Below are 21,197 nucleotides of genomic sequence, written 5' to 3'. Positions count from 1 at the left end.
TCATACGTGATCTTCGCTGACTACTACGCCGTCGGTGTCCAGCAGGCGGATCACGCGATCAGGGATGTCGGACGCTCCGGCGAACCGCGCGCCGGAGAGACGGGCGCCTTCGAAGTTCGCGCCGGTCAACCGGGCTTCCCGGAAGTCGGCCCCGGTGAGCACGGTGTCGGCCAGGACGGCGTTCACCAGTGTGGCGCGGAAGAAGACCGCGCCGGCCGCTCTGGCGCCCCGCAGGGACGCGCCGGTCAGGTCGGCTTCGAAGAGATCGGCGTTCTCAAGATCGACGATCTTCTTGTCCCCGGCACGACGCCCGAGATAGGCGCGGGTCAGGTTGCAGCCCTGGAGGTCGGCCTGGACGAGGGACGGCGCGAACCGTAATCCGTCGGCGAGCACCTTCTGCACCTGCCCCGACCTGCTCTCCCGGAGGAGCCCGGCGATCACCGCGACCGCCTCGTCGGCATAGGGCGTGCGACCAGCGCCCTGCTCCGAGTTGTTGTCGAAGAAGCGCCGCATCAGGATCGCTCCGGCCATCTGCTGGGTCGTGTTGTCCGACGCCAGAGCCTCCACGACGTCCTTGAAGGCCGCCCCCACGGCGGCGGAGGTGTCGCGCTTGCGCTGGAAGTTCAGTACGCCCAGCACGCTGACACCGACGGTGGCGAATGTCCCGACTATGCCGGCCCAGACCTGTACGTCGCTCCCCGCCATCTCATCCCTCGTGTCGGCACCAGCGCCCGCCGCCCGTCGTCAGGCGCGACCCTACAAGGCGATCATTGCCCGGATGGCGGGCGTCAGAACAGCGTCGCCCCGCTTTCGAAGGCCAGGAGGCGCTGTTTGCGGGGGAGACCGCCGCCGTAGCCCGTGAGGGCGCCGGACGCGCCGACGACGCGGTGGCAGGGGACGATGATGCCGATCGGGTTTCTGCCGTTGGCGAGGCCGACGGCGCGCGAGGCACCCGACTTGCCGAGGGTGTCGGCGAGTTGGCCGTAGGTGCGGGTCTCGCCGTAGGGGATGGTGCGCAGGGCGTCCCAGACTCCGCGCTGGAACGGGGTGCCCGCGAGGCGCAGGGGGAGGGTGAACTCCCGTAGGGTGCCCGCGAAGTAGGCCTCGAGCTGTTCCTCGGCCTGGGCGAAGGGTGCAGCGTCGCGCGGGCCGAAGGTCTCCTCGGCGGGGCGGTGGCGCTGGTCGGTCATGTAGAGCCCGCACAGGACGCCGTCGTCGGCGACGAGGGTGAGCGGGCCGTACGGGCTGTCGATGACGGTGTGCTGTCGCACGGGTTTCTCCTTACGCGGGGAGGACGTTGATGGGGTGACTGTCCGTCGCCCACAGGTACTGCACGGCGTAGGCCCGCCAGGGGCGCCAGGCGGCGGCGCGGGCGGTGAGGGCCGCCGGGGTGGACGGCAGGCCCAGCTCCCGGGCGGCGCGGCGGACGCCGAGGTCGGTGGGGAGGAAGGCGTCGGGGTCCCCGAGGGCGCGCATCGCGATGACGTCGACGGTCCAGGGCCCGAAGCCCGGCAGGGACAGGAGCTTCGCCCGGGTCTCGGGCCGGTCGCTGTCGGGGCCGAGGCGGATGTCGCCGTCGGCGAGCCGGCGGACCAGTGTCGTGAGGGTGGTGCGGCGGCTGCGGGGCATCGCCAGGGCCTCGGGGTCCGCCGAGGCCAGGGCCTCGGGGTGCGGGAAGAGGTGGGTGAGGCCGCCCTCCGGGTCGTCCACCGGCTCGCCGTGCGCGGTGACGAGGCGGGCCGCGTGGGTGCGGGCGGCCGCCGTGGAGACCTGCTGCCCGAGCACGGCCCGTACGGCGAACTCGGCCTCGTCGACCGTGCGCGGGACCCGGCGTCCGGGGGCCTTGCCGACCAGTGGCGCGAGCACCGGATCGGTGCGCAACTGGTCGTCGACGGCGACCGGGTCGGCGTCCAGGTCGAGCATCCGCCGGCACCGGCTGGTGGCGACGGTGAGGTCGCGCAGGTCGCCGAGGGTGAGGCGGCAGGCGATGTGGTCGGGCCGCGGGCTCAGCGCCACGATGCCGTGCCCGTACGGCAGCCGGAGCGTGCGCCGGTACGCGCCGTCCCGCCACTCCTCGACGCCGGGCACGGCGGTCGCCGCGAGATGCCCGAAGAGGTTGTCGGGGTTGAGCGGGGCACGGAACGGCAGACGCAGGGTGAGGGCGCCCGCGGTGCCGCCCCGGGCAGTGCGGGGTGCCCGGGCGCGCAGGTCGGTCGGGGCGAGGGCGAAGACCTCGCGGACGGTGTCGTTGAAGGTGCGGACCGAGGCGAAGCCGGCCGCGAAGGCGATGTCCGCCATGGACAGCGACGTCGTCTCGATGAGGAGCCGCGCGGTCTGGGCGCGCTGGGCGCGGGCCAGGGCGAGCGGGCCGGCGCCGAGCTCGGCGAGGAGCTGGCGCTCGATCTGCCGGGTGCTGTAGCCGAGGCGCGCGGCGAGTGCGGGGACGCCCTCGCGGTCCACGACGCCGTCGGCGATCAGCCGCATCGCCCGGGCCACGAGGTCGGCGCGCTGGTTCCACTCGGGCGAGCCGGGGCTGGTGTCGGGGCGGCACCTCTTGCAGGCGCGAAAGCCGGCCTGCTGGCAGGCGGCGGCGCTCGGCAGGAACCGCATGTTCGCCGGCCGGGGCGGGACCGCGGGGCAGCTGGGCCGGCAGTAGATCCCGGTCGTGACGACCGCCGTGAAGAACCACCCGTCGAAGCGGGCGTCCTTCGACTGCACGGCGCGCACGCAGCGCTCGACGTCGATGTGCATCCCCTTGTTCATGCCTCCAGCATCGGGGACGCGGGCGGGCGCACGCTGGCGAGAATCCGACATGGACGTCGGCCGGCCTGGGCGGCGGCGGATCGCCCCCGCGGGTCAGGGGGACGCGGGGGGACTCGGGCCGATGCCGCGCAGGCGCTCGATGCTGCCACCCAGCTGAGGGCGCAGCCGCTTCAGCACGGCGGGCTCGGCGCTCACCACCCAGCGGGTGCCGACCAGGTACGTGCCGCCGTAGACGGCGGCCGCGTCCAGCCAGTCCCGCTTCAGCTTCTCCTCGGGGAACGTCGTGACGAGGTAGTCGCCCCGCTTGGTCCGGCAGACGCCCTCGCGCAGCTCGTCCGCCTCGGTCCTGATCTTCACCTCGCACCCGGTGAGGCCGGCGATCACCTCCACCTTCGCCGGTGCCACCACCCCCGCCTCGGTGGCGGAGACCCTCGGCGGGCCGCTCGACGCGGCGGCGGGACCGGCGTCGTCACCGCCGCACGCGGTGGCCAGCAACAGGGGCGCCAGCCCGGCGGCGATCGCGGCCCGGCTGCGCGCGCCGCCACCCCTGGTGCCGCCTCCTCGGTTCCTCACGGGTGCCTGGTGTGCCTGGTGCGTCTCCACGGGAAGGGGTACGGATCAGCCGCGGGCGGTGTTCACGCCTCCACCCGCCGGGCGAACACCTCGTACGCGGCCGTGTCGAAGAGCACGAACCGCACTTCCTCGACGGCGGTCTCCGCCGCCCTGACGGTCTCCACCGCGATCCGGGCGCCGTCGTCCATGGGCCAGCCGTAGACGCCCGTGGAGATGGCGGGGAAGGCGACGGAACGGGCGCCGAGTTCGTCGGCGACCCGCAGCGACTCGCGGTAGCAGGAGGCCAGCAGGCCGGAGCGGTCCTCGCCGGACGACCAGACCGGGCCGACCGTGTGGATCACCCAGCGTGCCGGCAGCTTCCCGGCCGTGGTGGCGACCGCCTGCCCGGTCGGCAGGCCCCTGCCGTACCGGGAGGCCCGCAGCGCGCGGCACTCGGCGAGGATCTCGGGGCCGCCGCGACGGTGGATGGCTCCGTCCACGCCGCCTCCGCCGAGCAGGGAGGAGTTCGCGGCGTTGACGATCGCGTCGGCCGCCTCGCGGGTGATGTCGCCCTGTACCAGTCCGATGGTGGTCATGGCCCTTTCCTAGCAGGCCGGTCCGGTCACCGCAGGCGCCGGGGCCGTGGCTCAGGGCTCCTGGCGCAGGCGGCGCCAGACCGCCTTGGCCGCGTTGTGCCCGGACATGCCGTGCACGCCCGGGCCGGGCGGGGTCGCGGACGAGCAGAGGTAGATCGCGGGGTGCGGGGTGCGGTACGGGAACAGCGAGAGCTTGGGGCGCAGCAGGAGCTGGAGTCCGGTGGCGGCGCCGGAGCCGATGTCGCCGCCGACGTAGTTGGCGTTGCGGGCGGCGAGTTCGGCCGGGCCTGCCGTGGCGCGGGCGAGGATCCGGTCGCGGAACCCGGGTGCGTAGCGCTCCAGTTGGCGTTCCAGGGCGTCCGTGAGGTCGCCGGTCCAGCCGTTGGGGACATGGCCGTACGCCCAGAAGACGTGCTTGCCCTCGGGGGCGCGGGTGGGGTCGACGAGGCTGGGCTGCACGGTGATCAGGAACGGCCGGTCGGGTGCGCGTCCCTCGCGTGACGCGGCCCGCAGCGCGGCCCCGATCTCCGCGCTGTCCGCGCCGATCTGCACGGTGCCGGCCCGCCGGGCCTCCGGGGCGGTCCAGGGCACCGGGCCGTCCAGCGCGTAGTCGATCTTGAAGACGCCGGAGCCGTACCGGTAGTTCTCGTAGTAGCCGCCGAATCCGGCGATCCGGGCCAGGGCGGTGGGCGAGGTGTCGAAGACGTAGGCCCGCGCGGGCGGCAGGTCGTCGAGCCGCTTCACCTCGTAGTCGGTGTGCACGGAGCCGCCGAGGTCCTGGAGGTAGGCGGTGAGGGCGTCGGAGATGGACTGGGAGCCGCCCCGGGCGACGGGCCAGCCGCGGGCGTGCGCGGCGAGGGCGAAGACCAGGCCGATGGCGCCGGTCGCGAAGCCGTTCAGCGGGGCCATCACATGGGCGACCAGGCCGGAGAACAGGGCGCGCGCCCGCTCGTCGCGGAAGCGGCGCATCAGCCAGGTCGACGGCGGCAGCCCGGTCAGGCCGAACCGGGCGAGGGTCACCGGGTCGCGGGGCAGCGCGGTCAGGGGCAGCGACATGAAGTCCCTTGCCAGCGTGTCCCACTTGGACAGGAACGGGGCGACCAGTCTGCGGTACGTCCCCGCGTCGCGCGGACCGAAGGAGGCGGCCGTCTCGGCGACGGACCGGGACAGCACGGCGGCGGTACCGTCGGCGAAGGGGTGGGCCATCGGCAGCTCCGCGTGCAGCCATTCGAGGCCGTGGCGGTCGAGCGGCATCGCCCGGAAGGCGGGCGAATTGATGCCGAGGGGATGCGCGGCGGAGCACGGGTCGTGCCGGAAGCCGGGCAGCGTCAGCTCCTCGGTGCGGGCCCCGCCGCCGACGGTGTCCCGGGCCTCGAACACGGCCACGGAGAAGCCGCGGCGGGCCAGCTCCACGGCGGCGGTCAGGCCGTTCGGTCCCGCACCCACCACGACTGCGTCGAGCATCGACGGCACGTTCGGACCCCTTCGTCAGGCGGCGGCCTAGGGATCAGGATAGGCCGGGGCTCCGGCGCCCCACCTCCGCTCCCCCACGGCCGACTCTATTCCCCGTGGTGTCGCGCCGATCAGGCCGGGCTCCCGGCCTGGTCGGCCCGTACCCCCTTACGCCGCGCGGCGCGCTTCGCCGGACAGGAGTCCGGCCACCCGCCGGGCGGTGGCCGCGTCGCGGGCCGCCGCGAACGGCAGGTCGTTGCCCCCGGTGATACGGAACGGGGCGCCCGTGTGCGTCAGGTCGGCGCCGCCCGCCTCCCGCACGAGCAGCAGGCCGGCCGCGTGATCCCATGCCGCCTCCCAGCCGAAGGCGACGGAGTCCAAATCGCCCCGGGCGACGGCCAGATACTCCAGGCCCGCCGATCCGCACGGGCGAGGGGCGATGCCGTCGGTCCACAGGCCGAGGAGGGAGCGCTTCTGCTCGTCGGTGGTGAAGTCGGGGTGGGAGGTGGCGACGCGCAGGTCGCGGGCGGGGTCCGGGGCTCCGGCGCGCAGCCGCTCGCCGTCGAGGAAGGCGCCGCGGCCCTTGACGGCGGTGGCCAGCCGGTCGAGGGCGGGCGCGTACGTCCAGGAGGCGAGCACCTCGCCGTGCCGGGCGAGGGCGACCAGGGTGCAGAAGCCGGTGTCGCCGTGCACGAACTGGCGGGTGCCGTCGACGGGGTCGACGATCCACACCGGGGCCTCGCCGCGGATCGCGTCGTACACGGACGGGTCGGCGTGCACCGCCTCCTCGCCGACGACGACCGAGCCGGGCAGGAGGGCGCCGAGGGCGTCCGTGAGGTGGCGCTCGGCGAGCCGGTCGGCGTCGGTCACCAGGTCGTGCGGCCCGCTCTTGCGGTCGACCTCGTGGTCGGCGAGGCGGCGGAAGCGGGGCATGATCTCGGCGGCCGCCGCCTTGCGGACGGCGTCCTCCACTTCGGTGGCGTGCTGGGCGAGAAACTCTTCGATGGTTTCGTTGTCTTCGATCACCCGTCCATGGAAACACGCGCCACTGACAACGCCCGCCCGCCCGGTGACCTGCGGACGGCCTCCCGGTGAACTCGCCGCGCGGGCGTCACCTGGGGATTCTCAGCGTCCGACGGCATAGCCCTGCATGCCGCGCGGGTTCGCCGCGGCCGACAGGACCCCGGTGCCGGGGTCGCGGGCGACCGCGCACAGGCGGCCCTCCGACCAGGCGTCGCCGACCGTGACGTCGTGGCCGCGCCGCCGCAGTCCGTCCACCAGCGCGGGGTCGGTGCGGGCCTCCACGGTGACGCTCCCGGGCCGGCTGCCGCGCGGGTGGAACGATCCGGGGAAGCTGTCGTTGTGCCAGTTGGGGGCGTCGATGGCGCCCTGGAGGTCGAGGCCGCCGCGGACCCGGCCGCGCAGGGCGACGGCGAGGAAGAAGTGCAGCTGCCACTGGTCCTGCTGGTCCCCGCCGGGCGTGCCGAAGGCCAGCACGGGCACGCCGTCGCGCAGCGCGATCGTCGGGGTGAGCGTGGTGCGGGGGCGCCGTCCGGGCGTCAGGGAGTTCGGCAGGCCCTCCTCCAGCCAGGTCATCTGCAGCCGCGTGCCGAGCGGGAAGCCGAGTTCGGGCACCACGGGGTTGGACTGCAGCCAGCCCCCGCTCGGGGTGGCGGCGACCATGTTGCCCCACCGGTCGACGACGTCGAGGTGGCAGGTGTCGCCGCGCGTGGTGCCGTCGGCGGCCACCTCGGGCTCGCCCGGCACCGGCGACAGGGGCGACTTGGCGACCGTGGGCTCCCCGGCGCCGGGCGCCGGACCGGATGCGGCGACGGCGGCCCCGCGCGCGTGGGTACCGAGCCTGGGCGTACGGCCGCCGGGGCTGCCGGGCCGCAGCTCGAAGGAGGCCGCGTCGCCCACCAGCCCGCGCCTTTCCGCGTTGTAGGCGTCGGACAGCAGGTCGGCGAGCGGCACCTCGGCCGCGTCGCCGTACCAGGCCTCCCGGTCGGCCATGGCCAGCTTGCAGCCCTCGATCAGCAGGTGGACGTACTCGGCCGACCCGTACGGCGGCAGCGTGCCGGGGAGCAGGGCGAGCTGCTGGAGGAGCACCGGGCCCTGGCTCCAGGGGCCGGCCTTGCACAGGGTCCAGCCGTTCCAGTCGTACGTCGCCGGCGCCTCGTAGGTCGCGGACCAGCCGGCCAGGTCGGCGGCGGTGAGGGTGCCGGTGTGGCGTTCGCCGCTGGTGTCGAGGGTGGGCCGGTTCGCCTGCCGGACCAGTGCCTCGGCGATGAAGCCGCCGCGCCACACCGCGCGTGCGGCCTCGATCTGCGCGATCCGGTCTCCGGCGCCGGCGGTCTCGTCCAGCAGGCGTTTCCAGGTGGCGGCGAGCGCCGGGTTGCGGAAGAGCGCGCCGGGGCGGGGCGGCTCGCCGTCCGGCAGGTACACCTCGGCGGAGGAGGTCCACTCGGTCTCGAACAGCTCGCGCACCGTCTCGACGGTCTCGCCGACGCGCTCCACGGGCGCGTGCCCGTGTTCGGCGTACCCGATCGCGTACTCCAGGACGTCGGCGGGTGCCAGGGTGCCGTGGTCGCGGAGCAGGACCATCCAGGCGTCGAAGGCACCGGGGACGGCGGCGGCCAGCGGTCCGGTGCCGGGGACGAGGTCCAGGCCGAGGCCCCGGTAGTGGGCGACGGTGGCGCCCGCGGGGGCGACACCCTGGCCGCACAGCACCCGCACCTCGCCGCCCGCCGGGGCGAGGAGGATCGGCACCTCGCCTGCCGGCCCGTTCAGGTGCGGTTCGACGACGTGCAGCACGAACGCGCCCGCCACGGCGGCGTCGTAGGCGTTGCCGCCGCGCTCCAGGACCGCCATCGCGGACTGCGAGGCCAGCCAGTGGGTGGAGGACACCATGCCGAAGGTGCCCTGAAGGGTGGGACGGGTGGTGAACATGGCGGGCGTCACCTCGCGGTCGGGCGGACGGGTCCGTCCGATCTTCCGTGACCACCAGTTCGATGTTCAACCGTCCAGGAGGGTATGGCGCGAGGGTGACGTGAAGGTGTGGAGGCCGGCGGGCGTCACGCGGTGACGACGACCTTGCCGTGCACCGCGCCCTCGGCGGCCCGTGCGTGCAGGTCCGGCAGCCCGGCCAGCGGCACCCGCTCGGCGACGTCGACGCGCAGTCCGCCGCGGTCGATCATCGCGGCCAGCCGCGCCAGTTGGCCGGTGTCGCTGCGGACGAACAGGTCGACGCCCCGCACGTCGCGCTCCTCGTCGCTCGGAGCGGGCATCCACACGGTGGTGTTCACGAGGACCCCGCCGGGACGGACCAGGGTGACCAGCGCCGCCAGCTCGGCCGGGTCGACCGGTGCGAGGTTGAGAGCGAGGTCGACCGGTTCGGTCACCGCCGCGGTGACGCTGGTGGCGGTGTGGTCGACGACCTCGTCGGCTCCCGCGGAGGCGACCGCCTCGCCGCTGCGCGGGCCGGCCGTGGCGATGACGTGGGCACCGGCGTTCTTCGCCAGCTGCACGGCGTAGCCGCCGACCGCGCCGCCGGCCCCGTTGATCAGCACCCGTTGCCCGGCCGTCAGCCCGCCGTGGTCGAACAGGGCCTGGTACGCGGTCAGTCCCACCACCGGCAGCGCGGCGGCGTCGGCCAGGGGGACGCTCTTCGGGGCCGCCGCCAGGACTCCGGCCGGAGCGAGGACGTACTCCGCGGCGGCTCCGGTGCCGTCCATCGGCAGGAGGCCGATGACCTCGTCGCCGACCGCGAGGCCGTCCACTCCCTCGCCCAGCGCGTCGACGGTGCCCGCGACGTCGATGCCGGGGGTGTGGGGCAGCTCCACCGGGATGGGCCCCTGCATGAAGCCGGCGCGGATGTTGCCGTCGACGGGGTTGAACGAGGTGGCGGCGACGCGGACGCGGACCTCACCGGGGCCCGGGACGGGCTGCTCCACGTCCTCGTGACGCAGGACGCCGGGGTCGCCGTACTCGTGGAAACGCACTGCCTTCATCACGGTTCTCACCTTCGCTGCGATCCAAGTTGCTTCGAATTCGAAGTAACTGATGTCGACGCTACACCTACTTCGAATTCGAAGCAAACGGATGCGCGCAGTAGACTCCCGCCATGCCTGATTCGCCGCCGTCACTCGACCCCGTGCAGCTCGGCACCTATTTCGACCTCATCGAGGTGACCAGCCTGCTGCGGCACGCGGTCGAGCAGCAGCTGCGCGAGAGCGGCGGCCTCAGCTATGTGCAGTTCCAGCTGCTGGCCCGGCTCGGGGACGCGCCCACGGGCAGCCACCGCATGACCGACCTGGCCGACGGCGTCGTCTACAGCCGCAGCGGCCTGACGTACCAGGTCGGCCTGCTCGAGAAGGAGGGTCTGGTGGTCCGCGCCCCCTCGCCGGACGACGAGCGCAGCATCACCGTCACCCTCACCGACGCCGGGCGCGAGTTGCTCGCGAAGGTGCTGCCCGGACATGTCGAGGTGGTCGGCGGGCTGCTGTTCGCACCCCTTTCGCCCGACGACGTCAGGACACTGGCCGGCCTGCTGCGGCCGGTACGCGACCACATGCGCGCGACCCCGCCCCGCTCGGCCGTTTCACGCCGCCGCAAGGGCGGGGCCTGAGCCCAGCCCCTCCCCGCGACGAGCGGACGGTCAGCCGTTCCCCGAGGCGCGGGAGGCGCGGGACGAGGGCGGGGGGAAGGTGTGGAGGGTGAGGATCTCGGGGCAGGGAGCGACGCCGGGGCCGCCCGCCCGGACCCAGGCGATGACGTCCTCGGTGGCGTCCGGGTCGTTGACGAGGCCGAGCCAGACCGGGCGGGCGCCCGCCGCCCGGGCCGCGGCGGAGGGCTGGACGACGACCACGTTGGCGTGGTCGCAGACGTCGAGGCAGTCCGAGACGCGCACCGGCACGCTCTCCCTCAGCCGGGCGGCCTGACGCTCATGGTCGACACCGGTCACCTTCGCACTGCCGCAGCAGCAGTCCCGGCAGAGCACGACCCGGCAGGGTGCGGCCGGGGGACGCCGGTCACCGGGCGACGGCTCGGACGACGGCGGGGGCGGGAGTACGGGCATGACTGCCTTCGGGTCGGGGCTCGTACGCGGAGCCGGCCTGTGGACGTCCTCCACGCCCCGGGGCGCGGAGGTGCCGGCAGGTCTTCGGACTCGGGTTCGTCCCGGCGGGGCGCCTTCCCGGTCTCCCAGTGGCGTGCCTGCCCCGCCCGTCCCCCTCACCGCTGCGCGTCAGTTCCGGATTCGCACCGGATTCCCTGGCCCCGGAGAAGGGGCGCGACCAGCCCTGCGAGGCTATCAAGTCGGGCCTCGGGGCCGCTCGTTCGGCTCGCCCGCGCGGGCCCCGGAGGGACGCGGAGACGCAGGTCACAATCTGGAAGAGGGCAAGGTCACAGCCGTGCCCCCTGCTGCTCCTTTGACGATCTGACCTAGCATCCGAGCATGACGGTCCTGCCTGACGACGGGCTCTCGCTGGCCGCCGAGTTCCCTGACGCAACCCATGAGCAGTGGCAACACCTGGTGGAAGGTGTGCTGCGCAAGGCGGGCAAGGACGTGTCGGGGACGGCTGCCGAGGACGCCCTGTCCACCGCACTCGAGGACGGGATGCGCTCCCGCCCCCTGTACACCGCGCGCGACGCCGCGCCCGACCCCGGCCTGCCCGGCTTCGCCCCGTTCGTCCGGGGCGGGCGCCCCGAGGGCAACACGGCCGGCGGCTGGGACGTACGGCAGCGGCACACCACGGCCGCGGACGGCGTGGTGCTGGCGGACCTGGAGAACGGCGTCACCTCGCTCTGGCTGGTCGTCGGCGAGGCCGGCGTCCCGGTGTCCTCGCTCGGCAGCGCCCTCGACGGCGTCTACCTCGACCTCGCCCCGGTCGTCCTGGACGCGGGCGCCGAGACGGAGGCCGCCGCACACGCCCTGCTCGCCCTGTACGAGGAGCGCGGCGTCGCCAAGGACGCGGCGCGCGGCAACCTCGGCGCCGACCCGCTCGGCCACGAGGCCCGCACCGGCACGTCCCTCCCGTTCACCCCGGCCGCCGCGCTGGCCCGGCGCTGCGCCGAGGAGTACCCGGGCCTCAGGGCCCTGACCGTGGACGCCCTGCCGTATCACGAGGCCGGCGGCTCGGCCGCGCAGGAGCTCGGCGCCGCCCTCGCGACCGGTGTGGCCTACCTCCGGGAGCTCACCGAGGCCGGGCTGACGGTCGAACAGGCCGCCGCCCAGCTGGAGTTCCGCTACGCGGCCACCGCCGACCAGTTCCTGACCATCGCCAAGCTGCGGGCGGCGCGCCGCCTGTGGGCGCGGGTGACCGAGGTGTCCGGGGCTCCCGCCGCCCAGGTGCAGCACGCCGTGACGTCGCCGGTGATGATGACGCGCCGCGACCCGTGGGTGAACATGCTGCGCACCACGGTCGCCACGCTCGCGGCCGGTGTCGGCGGCGCCGACTCGGTGACGGTGCTGCCCTTCGACCACGCGCTGGGCCTGCCCGACGCGTTCGCGCGGCGCATCGCCCGCAACACCTCGACCATCCTCATCGAGGAGTCCCACCTCGCCCGGGTCATCGACCCGGCCGGCGGCTCCTGGTACGTGGAGCGGCTGACCGACGAACTGGCCCACGCGGGCTGGGAGTTCTTCCAGCGGATCGAGCGGGCGGGCGGCCAGGCCGCCGCGCTGCGCTCGGGACAGCTGCGCGACGACCTCGCCGCCACCTGGGAGACCCGCACCGGCAGGCTGGCGAAGCGCCGCGAACCGGTCACCGGTGTCAGCGAGTTCCCGAATCTCGCCGAGCAGCCCGTGGTGCGCGAGCCCGCGCCCGAGCCGCCGTCCGGGGGCCTGCCCCGCGTGCGGCGCGACGAGGCGTTCGAGGCGCTGCGCGCCCGGTCCGACGCGCATCTGGCCGCGACCGGCGCCCGGCCCCGCGTCTACCTGGCCGCGCTCGGCCCGGCCGCCGCGCACACCGCGCGCCTGACCTTCGCCTCGAACCTCTTCCAGGCCGGTGGCATCGAGCCCGTCACCGAGGGCACCTTCGAGGAGAGCGGCGCCACCGAGGCGTGCCTGTGCTCCAGCGACACCGTGTACGAGGAGCAGGCGGCCGAGGCCGCCGGGCGGCTGAAGGCGGCCGGTGCCCAGCAGGTGTTCCTCGCCGGGCGGCCCGGGGACCACCCCGGCGTCGACGGCCATGTCTTCGCGGGCTGTGACGCCGTCGCCGTCCTGTCCGCCACCCTCGACCGCATGGGAGTGTCCTGATGGGAATCCCCGACTTCACCGGGATCGAACTGGGGACCCCGGCCGCGGCGGGCGGCTCCGACGAGTGGCGTACGGCCGTCAAGCAGGCCACCGGCGGGGACGAGCCGCTGTGGGAGACGCCCGAGGGCATCGCGGTCAAGCCGCTGTACACCGGGCGTGACCTGGAGGGCCTGGACTTCCTGGGCACCTACCCGGGTGTGGCGCCGTATCTGCGCGGCCCGTACCCGACGATGTACGTCAACCAGCCCTGGACGATCCGCCAGTACGCGGGCTTCTCAACCGCCGAGGAGTCCAACGCGTTCTACCGGCGCAATCTGGCGGCCGGTCAGAAGGGCCTGTCGGTCGCCTTCGACCTGCCGACGCACCGCGGCTACGACAGCGACCACCCGCGCGTGACCGGCGACGTCGGCATGGCGGGTGTGGCGATCGACTCGATCTACGACATGCGGCAGCTGTTCGACGGGATCCCGCTCGACAGGATGTCCGTGTCGATGACGATGAACGGCGCGGTGCTGCCCGTGCTCGCGCTGTACATCGTGGCGGCGGAGGAGCAGGGCGTACCGCCCGAGAAGCTGGCCGGGACCATTCAGAACGACATTCTGAAGGAGTTCATGGTCCGCAACACCTACATCTATCCGCCGAAGCCGTCGATGCGGATCATCTCCGACATCTTCGCGTACACCTCGCAGCGGATGCCCCGCTACAACTCGATCTCCATCTCCGGCTACCACATCCAGGAGGCCGGGGCGACGGCCGACCTGGAGCTGGCGTACACGCTCGCGGACGGCGTGGAGTACATCCGGGCCGGACGTGAAGCGGGCCTGGACGTCGACGCGTTCGCGCCCCGACTGTCGTTCTTCTGGGCGATCGGCATGAACTTCTTCATGGAGGTCGCCAAGCTGCGCGCGGCGCGCCTGCTGTGGGCGAAGCTGGTGAGGCAGTTCGACCCGAAGAACTCCAAGTCGCTGTCGCTGCGCACGCATTCGCAGACGTCGGGCTGGTCGCTGACCGCGCAGGACGTGTTCAACAACGTGACGCGCACCTGCGTCGAGGCGATGGCGGCGACGCAGGGGCACACGCAGTCGCTGCACACCAACGCGCTCGACGAGGCGCTGGCCCTGCCGACCGACTTCTCCGCGCGCATCGCCCGCAACACCCAGCTGCTGCTCCAGCAGGAGTCGGGCACCACGCGGGTCATCGACCCGTGGGGCGGCAGCGCCTACGTGGAGAAGCTGACGTACGACCTCGCGCGCCGGGCCTGGCAGCACATCCAGGAGGTCGAGGCGGCCGGCGGCATGGCCAAGGCGATCGACGCCGGCATCCCGAAGCTGCGCATCGAGGAGGCGGCGGCCCGCACCCAGGCGCGCATCGACTCCGGGCGCCAGCCGGTCATCGGCGTCAACAAGTACCGCGTCGACAGCGACGAGCAGATCGACGTGCTGAAGGTCGACAACTCCTCGGTGCGCGCCCAGCAGATCGCCAAGCTGCGGCGGCTGCGCGAGGAACGCGACGAGACGGCCTGCCGGAACGCGCTGGACGCGCTCACCCGGGCCGCCGCCGGCGAGGGCAACCTGCTGGAGCTGGCGGTGGACGCGGCTCGCGCGAAGGCCACCGTCGGTGAGATCTCCGACGCCCTGGAGAAGGTGTACGGGCGGCACGCGAGCCAGATCCGTACCATCACCGGCGTGTACCGCAACGAAGCCGGGGAGTCGCCCGCCGTGGACCGCACCCGCACCCTCGTGTCCGACTTCGAGGAGGCGGAGGGCCGCCGCCCGCGCATCCTGGTCGCCAAGATGGGCCAGGACGGCCACGACCGCGGCCAGAAGGTCATCGCGACCGCGTTCGCCGACCTCGGTTTCGACGTCGACGTCGGCCCGCTGTTCCAGACGCCCGCCGAGGTCGCCCGGCAGGCGGTCGAGGCGGACGTGCACATCGTCGGGGTGTCGTCGCTGGCGGCCGGGCACCTCACCCTCGTCCCGGCCCTCAAGGAGGCGCTGGCCGAGGAGGGCCGCGAGGACATCATGATCGTGGTCGGCGGGGTCATCCCGCCGCAGGACGTCGCGACGCTGCTCGAGATGGGCGCGGCGGCGGTCTTCCCGCCCGGCACGGTCATCCCGGACGCGGCGTACGACCTGGTGCGGAGGCTGGCGGACGGACTCGGGCACGAGCTGTGATCGATGTCGACGCGTATGTGAAGGGCGTGCTCGACGGGAAGCGGGCGATCGTCGCGCGCGCCATCACCCTCGTCGAGTCCACCCGGCCGCAGCACCGGGTGCTGGCCCAGCGGCTGCTGACCGAGCTGCTGCCGCACAGCGGGCGGGCGCGGCGGATCGGGGTCAGCGGGGTGCCGGGCGTCGGCAAGTCCACGTTCATCGACGCGTTCGGCACGATGCTGACGGGGCTCGGGCACCGGGTGGCGGTCCTGGCCGTCGACCCGTCGTCCAGCCGGACGGGCGGGTCGATCCTGGGCGACAAGACGCGGATGGAGCGGCTGGCGGTCGATCCGGCGGCCTTCATCCGCCCCTCCCCCACGGCCGGGACGCTCGGCGGGGTCGCCAAGGCCACGCGGGAGTCCGTCGTCGTGATGGAGGCCGCGGGCTACGACGTGGTGCTCGTGGAGACGGTCGGCGTGGGCCAGTCGGAGACGGCCGTGGCGAACATGGTCGACTCCTTCCTGCTGCTGACGCTGGCCCGCACCGGTGACCAGCTGCAGGGCATCAAGAAGGGTGTGCTGGAGCTGGCCGACGTCCTCGCCGTGAACAAGGCGGACGGGCCGCACGAGCGGGACGCCAGGGCGGCCGCGCGGGAACTGGCGGGCGCGCTGCGCCTGATGCACGGCAAGGACGCGTTCTGGACGCCGCCCGTGCTGCACTGCAGCGGGCGTGAGTCGATCGGTCTGGACGCCGTGTGGGAGCGCCTGGAGCAGCACCGGGCGCTGCTGGACTCCACGGGCCGGCTGGCCGCGAAGCGGCGCGACCAGCAGGTCGACTGGACGTGGACCATGGTCCGCGACGAGCTGCTGGGCCGCCTGCACGCGGACCCGGCGGTCCGGTCCCTGGCGCCCGTGCTGGAACAGCGGGTCAGGGACGGCGAGTTGACGGCGACCCTGGCCGCCGAGCGGATCCTCGCGGCGTTCGAGGGGGCCACGGAACCTCACGAGGCGCCGCGCGGCGCGACGAGCCCCGACTCGTAGGCGAACACGACGAGCTGGGCGCGGTCGCGGGCGCCCAGCTTGGTCATGGCCCGGCTGATGTGGGTCTTCGCGGTGAACGGGCTGATCACCATGTGCGCGGCGATCTCCTCGTTGGTCAGGCCGCGCGCCGCCAGCGCCGTCACCTCGCGTTCGCGGCGGGTCAGGGACTCCAGGCCCGGCGGGGTGGCACGGTCGGGCGGCCGGGAGACGAACTCGCCGATGAGGGTTCGGGTCACCGAGGGCGACAGCAGTGCCTCGCCGCGTGCGACGACGTCGATCGCCTGGAGCAGGTCGGCCGGTTCGGTGTCCTTCAGCAGGAAGCCGCTCGCCCCGGCGCGCAGGGCGTCGAAGACGTAGGCGTCATGGCCGTAGTTGGTGAGGATGACGACTCTGACCGCCGCGAGCGCCGGGTCGGCGGCGATGTGACGGGTGGCCTCGATGCCGCTCATCACCGGCATCTGCACGTCGACGAGCGCGATGTCGGGCACCTGGGCGCGGACCAGGTCCAGTCCCTGTGCGCCGTCGGCGGCCTCGCCGACCACCTCGATGCCGTCCTCGGCGTCCAGCAGGGCCCGGAACCCGGCCCGCATCAGCGCCTGGTCGTCGACGAGCGCCACCCGGATCACCCCGTCGGTCATCGCGCCTCCCTCAGCGGCAGCCGGGCCACCACCGCGAATCCGCCCTCCTCGCGCGGGGCGGCCTCCAGCGTGCCACCGAGGGCGGTGACGCGCTCGCGCATACCGGTCAGGCCGATCCCGGGGACGGGCGGGCGGGACGGGTCGGCGGCGCCGTCGTCCTCGACCCGCACGGTCAACCGCCCTTCGGTGTAGGCGAGATGGACGGTGACCTTCGCGGGGCCGGCGTGCCGTGCCGCGTTGGTCAGGGCCTCCTGGACGATCCGGTACGCCGTCCGGCCGACGGGGGCGGGCAGGGGCCGTTCCTCTCCCGACACGGTCAGCTCGGCCGCGAGACCGGCGGCCCGGGCCCGCTCCACGAGCAGCGCGGGGGTGCCGGCCGGCTCGTCGGTGCGCAGCACCTCCAGGGTGGCGCGCAGTTCGCGCATGGCCTCGCCGCTGGCCTCCTGGATGGCGAGCAGGGCGGGCGGCACCTCCTCGCCGCGCTTGCGCGCCAGGTGCACGGCGACGCCCGCCTGGAGCTTGACGATCGAGATGCTGTGGGTGAGGGAGTCGTGCAACTCCCGTGCGATGCGCAGGCGTTCCTCGCCGGCCCGGCGCAGCGCCGCCTCCTCCCGGGTGCGTTCGGCCTCCAGGGCGCGCTGTTCGGTCTGGCGCAGATACGCCTGCCAGTTGCGGTCGGCGAGGCCCGTCACGACCGCGCACAGGAACCAGCCGGCGAGCAGCAGGGTCTCGCGGACGGGCGCCGATCCCGACGGTCCCGTCACCGCGTAGGCGCCGAGGAAGACGGCGGCGGCCACCGCGGCCGTGGCCCGGTGCCCGGCCCGCGAGGCGGTGTGGACGGCGCCGGCGACGGGCAGGGCCAGCGTGGCGGCGGGTCCGGCGTGCACGACGGCGGCGAGCAGGCAGCCGGTGGTGACGGCGAGGACCGCGCGCGGGGCGGTGCGGTGCGCGGCGATGGCGAGCGAACCGGCCACGATCAGCGCCAGGTCCAGCACGGCCGCCCGGTCGTCGGCGACGGCGGCGAGCACCGTGATCGCGCCGGCCACGACCGCGCCGGCCGCGTCGGCGACCCGCTCGCGTGTGAGGCGTCCCCCGTCCATGTCCCGCACCCTAGACGGCGCCGCCGCCGTCGTCGTCCGCCCTGTGGACGGCTCCGGGACTACTCCCGGGGCAGTAGTGCCGTGCGCCGGCCCGCCCCGCCGGAGCAGCGGGGACTGTGTCCGCCGGGACGACGCCGGACGCGGCCCCGGCGGCGCAGGCTGTCGGCCATGACCTCAGCCTTCCGTCACACCGAACCCCTGCCTCCGCGGTCGGCCACCGGCGCCGTCGCCGAGGCGTACGCGCAGATGCGCCGCGACTTCGGCATCGCCGACCCGGCGACCTTCGTGGTGCTGTCCTCCGCGCCCGAACTCCTCGTCCCCGCCTGGGCGTTGCTGCGCGAGTCGCTGATCGCCGGGCCGGGCGGCCGCACCGGCAAGGAGCTGGTGGCGCTCGGGGTGTCGCTCGCGAACCGCTGCCCGTTCTGCGTGGACGCGCACACGGTGCTGTTGCACGCCACGGGCGACCACGCGCTCGCCGAGCGGGTCGCGCGCGGGGAGGCACCCGAGGACGAGACGCACGCCCGCCTGCTGGAGTGGGGGCGGCGCACCCGGGTGCCGGGCGCCGTCCTGGAGCCGTACCCCTTCCCGCGCGAGGACGCCCCCGGATATCTGGGGACGGCGCTCACCTTCCACTTCGTCAACCGGATCGCCTCCGCCCTGCTCGCCGAGAACCTGCTCCCGGCCGGCGCGCAGCGCTTCCGCGCGGTGCGCAGCCTGGTGGGCCGGACGCTCGCGCGGACCGTCCGCAGGCCCGCCCGGCCGGGCACGTCCCTCGCGCTGCTCGACACGGTCGACGCGGGCGAGGCCCCCGCGTGGGCGGGCGGCTCTCCGGTCGGGGTGGCCTACGCGGCGCTGCTGCGGGCGGCCATGGCGGGCGCTGCGCTGCTCGGCGCCGACGACCACGACGCCGTGGAGGCGGCCCTGCTGGACTGGGACGGCGCGCATCCGCCGCTCGTCCCGGACGGCCTCCCGGACCGGCGCGAGCGGCCGGGGGCGCGGCTGGTGCTGCTGGCCGCCCTGGCGCCGTACCGCGTCACCGAGGAGGACGTGGCGGCGTGGCGCCGGCCGGAGCACACCGACCACTGCCTGGTGCATCTGATCGCCTACGGGGCCTTCCTCGCCGTGGACCGCATCGAAAGCTCACTTTCCGCCCGAACCACCCTGGAGGCCCCGTAACTCGCCCAGGACGCCCGGCGTTCGGGCCGGTTCCGTAATGGTGTCGGCACGGAGCGAGTTGACCCTTCCGCCTCACGGAGAGTCGTGTGACACTGGCGTCCCGTCCGCTGTGCGGACCCCCTCCGCACCGTCCCCCACGAAAAGTGCGCCGTGCGTTCACTTCCCTTGCCGCTCGCTCTCACCGCGCGCCTGTCGCCCGTCGTCGTGCTCGCCACGGCGGGCTGGGCGCTGTCGTCCGGCCCCGACGCGACGCCGGCCCCCGAGGACCGAACGGCGGCGCAGCGGACCGAGGAGGAGTCACCGGACGCGCCCGCGACGGCCGCCGCGTCCAAGACGTACACCGCCGCGCCCGCGCCGTGCGGCAGCCTCTCCGCGAAGTCGGTCAAGGCGCTGGTACCGGGGGCGAAGACGGCCGGCAAGGAGATACCGTCGACCGACAAGACGCTGCGCCGCACCTGCTCCTGGAACGCCCTCAAGGGGTTCGAGTACCGCTGGCTGGACGTGTCGATCGAGATCCAGGAGTCGGAGGACGCGGCGGCGGAGTCGTACAAGGGGCGGATCGCGGACCGCAGCGGCGGTGGCGCGGTACCGGGCGTCGGGGACTCGGGCTACTCCGTCGTGAACCTCACCACCGAGGACAAGCAGCAGACCCGCGAGGGCGTGGTGATCGTCCGGACGTCCAACGCGCTGGTCTCCGTCACCTACAGCGGAAGCGACTTCGAGTCGAAGAAGGCGCCGGGCACCGACGAGATCAACAAGGGCGCCATCAAGGCCGCCAAGGAGGCCGTCGCCGCGCTGGAGGACGGCCCCAAGGGCTGACCGTCCTCCGGCGCCGGGCCCGTCAGGCCCTGGCGGGTTCCCTGCGGCCGCCCATCAGCACCACGTACAGCACGAACGACGTGGCCAGGCCGACCGCCCAGCCGTAGTCGGCGAGCGGCTTGAGGAACGGGATCAGGCCGTCGGCCGGGAAGGGCCCGTTCCGGCTGCCGTCGGCGCCGACTCCCGAGTACGAGCCGCCGACCGCGAGGACGCCGCCGACCAGGAAGGCGGCGATGGCCCGCCAGTTCCAGCCGGCGGAGTACCAGTAGCGTCCGCCGGGGGTGTACAGGTCCGCGAGGTGCAGGACCGTGCGGCGCACGATCCAGTAGTCGGCGATGAGGATGCCCGCGACGGTGCCGAGCAGACCGCCGACCACGCCGAGCCAGGTGAAGATGTAGAACTCGGGCGTGGAGATCAGCTTCCACGGGAAGATCAGGATGCCGACGACACCCGTGATCAGCGCGCCGGTACGGAAGTTGATGAGTTTGGGGGCCAGGTTGGCCAGGTCGTACGCCGGGGAGACGACGTTGGCCGCGATGTTCACCGAGACGGTGGCGATGAGGACGACGACCAGCGCGAACAGCAGGCCGAAGGCGCTGTCGGTCTTCGCCGCCAGCGCGACCGGGTCCCAGATCGCCTCGCCGTAGACCGCCTCGGAGCCGGAGGTGACCAGGACGGCGAGGATGGCGAACAGGGTCATCGTGGTGGGCAGGCCCAGCGACTGGCCCCAGGTCTGGGCGCGCTGGCTGGAACCGAAGCGGGTGAAGTCGGGGATGTTCAGGGACAGCGTGGCCCAGAAGCCGATCATGCCCATCAGGGAGGGGAAGAAGACCGGCCAGAAGTCGGCGCCCCAGCCGAGCCGGGAGGGCTGGTCGAGCAGCGCGCCGAAGCCGTCCGCCTTGACGGCGATCCAGATCAGCAGGACGAACGCGCCGACGATCACGAAGGGCGCGGCCCAGTTCTCGAAGTGCCGCAGGAAGTCCATGCCGCGGTAGATGATGGCGATCTGCACGGCCCAGAACAGCAGGAAGCACAACCAGAGCGGCCACGGGTTGCCGGCGATCTTCCCCGCGTTCTCCCAGTGCCCGCCGGTGAGTTTCGAACCTAGGGCGAAGATGCCGCTGCCGCCGATCCAGGTCTGGATGCCGAACCAGCCGCAGGCCACGGCGGCCCGGATCATCGCCGGGATGTTGGCGCCGCGCAGCCCGAAGGAGGCGCGCGCGAGCACGGGGAAGGGGATGCCGTACTTGGGCCCGGCGTGCCCGGTGGCCAGCATCGGCAGGAGCACGATGACGTTGGCGAGCGCGATGGTGAAGACGGCCTGCTTCCAGTCCATGCCGAGGGCGACCAGACCGGAGGCCAGGGTCCAGCTGGGGATGCAGTGCGCCATGGAGATCCACAGCGCCGCGAAGTTGTACGTCGTCCACTTGCGCTCGGCGACCGGGACCGGGCGCAGGTCCTCGTTGGCGAAGGGGCTGTCGGAGGGGAACGCCTCGGGGGCGAGTTCGACGCGGCCGCCGGGGAGGGCGGTCTGCGGTATGGATGACCCCGTGGGGACTGTGTCTGTCATGGGCAGGCCAATCAATCGGGTGGGACGGGAGAGGCCGTGCGGGGGCCCCGCGCCCTCCCCGGGAGGCGGGGAGGGTGACG

At 73.8% G+C, this 21,197-nt stretch carries 19 protein-coding genes and 1 riboswitch; of the genes, 6 read left to right on the top strand and 13 right to left on the bottom strand.

What is annotated here, in order from left to right:
• The 9 genes from ADL34_RS14330 to ADL34_RS14290 form a co-directional block, all read right to left on the bottom strand.
• Positions 1–705 (bottom strand): pentapeptide repeat-containing protein, encoded by a 705-nt coding sequence (locus ADL34_RS14330; protein WP_062667051.1) that lies wholly within the window; start codon positions 703–705, stop codon positions 1–3.
• Positions 706–788: 83 nt separating this feature from the next.
• Positions 789–1,271, bottom strand: coding sequence for a methylated-DNA--[protein]-cysteine S-methyltransferase (locus ADL34_RS14325; RefSeq protein WP_062667049.1), 483 nt, complete (start codon positions 1,269–1,271; stop codon positions 789–791).
• 10 nt (positions 1,272–1,281) lie between these two features.
• Positions 1,282–2,751, bottom strand: a complete 1,470-nt coding sequence (locus ADL34_RS14320) for an AlkA N-terminal domain-containing protein (protein WP_062667178.1) — start codon at positions 2,749–2,751, stop codon at positions 1,282–1,284.
• 105 nt (positions 2,752–2,856) lie between these two features.
• A complete protein-coding gene (locus ADL34_RS14315) occupies positions 2,857–3,336 on the bottom strand; it encodes a hypothetical protein (protein ID WP_062667176.1) in 480 nt (159 codons plus the stop codon).
• Between the two features lie 62 nt (positions 3,337–3,398).
• Positions 3,399–3,911, bottom strand: coding sequence for an O-acetyl-ADP-ribose deacetylase (locus ADL34_RS14310; RefSeq protein ID WP_062667048.1), 513 nt, complete (start codon positions 3,909–3,911; stop codon positions 3,399–3,401).
• Positions 3,912–3,962: 51 nt separating this feature from the next.
• Entirely contained in the window at positions 3,963–5,375 is a 1,413-nt protein-coding gene (locus ADL34_RS14305; RefSeq protein ID WP_062667174.1) for a phytoene desaturase family protein, read from the bottom strand.
• Between the two features lie 156 nt (positions 5,376–5,531).
• Complete coding sequence (locus tag ADL34_RS14300; RefSeq protein WP_062667046.1) at positions 5,532–6,389, bottom strand: inositol monophosphatase family protein; 858 nt, start codon at positions 6,387–6,389, stop codon at positions 5,532–5,534.
• 99 nt (positions 6,390–6,488) lie between these two features.
• Positions 6,489–8,312: a gamma-glutamyltransferase family protein gene (locus ADL34_RS14295; protein ID WP_062667044.1), complete on the bottom strand. Its 1,824-nt coding sequence runs from the start codon at positions 8,310–8,312 to the stop codon at positions 6,489–6,491.
• A gap of 125 nt (positions 8,313–8,437) precedes the next feature.
• Complete coding sequence (locus ADL34_RS14290; protein WP_062667043.1) at positions 8,438–9,373, bottom strand: NADP-dependent oxidoreductase; 936 nt, start codon at positions 9,371–9,373, stop codon at positions 8,438–8,440.
• A gap of 113 nt (positions 9,374–9,486) precedes the next feature.
• Here ADL34_RS14290 and ADL34_RS14285 point away from each other — a divergent pair, with 113 nt between their 5' ends.
• Positions 9,487–9,990, top strand: a complete 504-nt coding sequence (locus ADL34_RS14285) for a MarR family winged helix-turn-helix transcriptional regulator (protein WP_062667041.1) — start codon at positions 9,487–9,489, stop codon at positions 9,988–9,990.
• 30 nt (positions 9,991–10,020) lie between these two features.
• On the opposite strand, the gene ADL34_RS14280 is transcribed toward ADL34_RS14285, so the two are convergent.
• Positions 10,021–10,440: a (2Fe-2S) ferredoxin domain-containing protein gene (locus ADL34_RS14280; RefSeq protein WP_199835571.1), complete on the bottom strand. Its 420-nt coding sequence runs from the start codon at positions 10,438–10,440 to the stop codon at positions 10,021–10,023.
• A 57-nt stretch (positions 10,441–10,497) separates the two neighbouring features.
• Positions 10,498–10,677: riboswitch (cobalamin riboswitch) on the bottom strand.
• Positions 10,678–10,818: 141 nt separating this feature from the next.
• On the opposite strand from ADL34_RS14280, the gene ADL34_RS14275 reads away from it, so the two are divergent.
• Genes ADL34_RS14275 through meaB form a run of 3 tightly spaced genes read left to right on the top strand, consistent with a single transcriptional unit; the run spans position 10,819 to position 15,814 of the window.
• Entirely contained in the window at positions 10,819–12,621 is a 1,803-nt protein-coding gene (locus ADL34_RS14275) for a methylmalonyl-CoA mutase subunit beta (RefSeq protein ID WP_062667037.1), read from the top strand.
• Positions 12,621–14,795, top strand: coding sequence for a methylmalonyl-CoA mutase (gene scpA / locus ADL34_RS14270; protein ID WP_062667035.1), 2,175 nt, complete (start codon positions 12,621–12,623; stop codon positions 14,793–14,795). Before ADL34_RS14275 ends, scpA begins: the two co-directional genes overlap by 1 nt.
• Positions 14,792–15,814: a methylmalonyl Co-A mutase-associated GTPase MeaB gene (gene meaB, locus ADL34_RS14265; protein ID WP_062667033.1), complete on the top strand. Its 1,023-nt coding sequence runs from the start codon at positions 14,792–14,794 to the stop codon at positions 15,812–15,814. The genes scpA and meaB overlap by 4 nt, the downstream gene beginning before the upstream one ends.
• On the opposite strand, the gene ADL34_RS14260 is transcribed toward meaB, so the two are convergent.
• Both ADL34_RS14260 and ADL34_RS14255 read right to left on the bottom strand, forming a co-directional pair.
• Positions 15,775–16,452: a response regulator gene (locus ADL34_RS14260; RefSeq protein ID WP_062667031.1), complete on the bottom strand. Its 678-nt coding sequence runs from the start codon at positions 16,450–16,452 to the stop codon at positions 15,775–15,777. The two genes, meaB and ADL34_RS14260, sit on opposite strands and share 40 nt — an antisense overlap.
• The gene (locus ADL34_RS14255; protein WP_062667030.1) at positions 16,449–17,552 is read right to left on the bottom strand and encodes a sensor histidine kinase; all 1,104 of its coding nucleotides are present in this window, start codon (positions 17,550–17,552) and stop codon (positions 16,449–16,451) included. The genes ADL34_RS14260 and ADL34_RS14255 overlap by 4 nt, the downstream gene beginning before the upstream one ends.
• 168 nt (positions 17,553–17,720) lie before the next feature.
• Between ADL34_RS14255 and ADL34_RS14250 the strand changes: the two genes are divergently transcribed.
• Positions 17,721–18,728 carry a carboxymuconolactone decarboxylase family protein gene (locus tag ADL34_RS14250; protein ID WP_062667029.1) on the top strand — a complete coding sequence of 336 codons (1,008 nt, stop codon included), beginning with the start codon at positions 17,721–17,723 and terminating at the stop codon, positions 18,726–18,728.
• 150 nt (positions 18,729–18,878) lie between these two features.
• On the top strand, positions 18,879–19,547 hold the full coding sequence (locus tag ADL34_RS14245) for a hypothetical protein (protein WP_062667028.1): 669 nt from the start codon (positions 18,879–18,881) through the stop codon (positions 19,545–19,547).
• 22 nt (positions 19,548–19,569) lie between these two features.
• On the opposite strand, the gene ADL34_RS14240 is transcribed toward ADL34_RS14245, so the two are convergent.
• Positions 19,570–21,117, bottom strand: coding sequence for an NCS1 family nucleobase:cation symporter-1 (locus ADL34_RS14240; RefSeq protein WP_062667027.1), 1,548 nt, complete (start codon positions 21,115–21,117; stop codon positions 19,570–19,572).
• Positions 21,118–21,197: the final 80 nt, after the last annotated feature.

It is taken from the genome of Streptomyces sp. NRRL WC-3605 (assembly GCF_001509795.1).
Lineage (GTDB): Bacteria > Actinomycetota > Actinomycetes > Streptomycetales > Streptomycetaceae > Streptomyces > Streptomyces viridochromogenes.
Note: the sequence above shows the minus strand (reverse complement) of the source record. Positions and strands in the feature narration are given on the sequence as shown.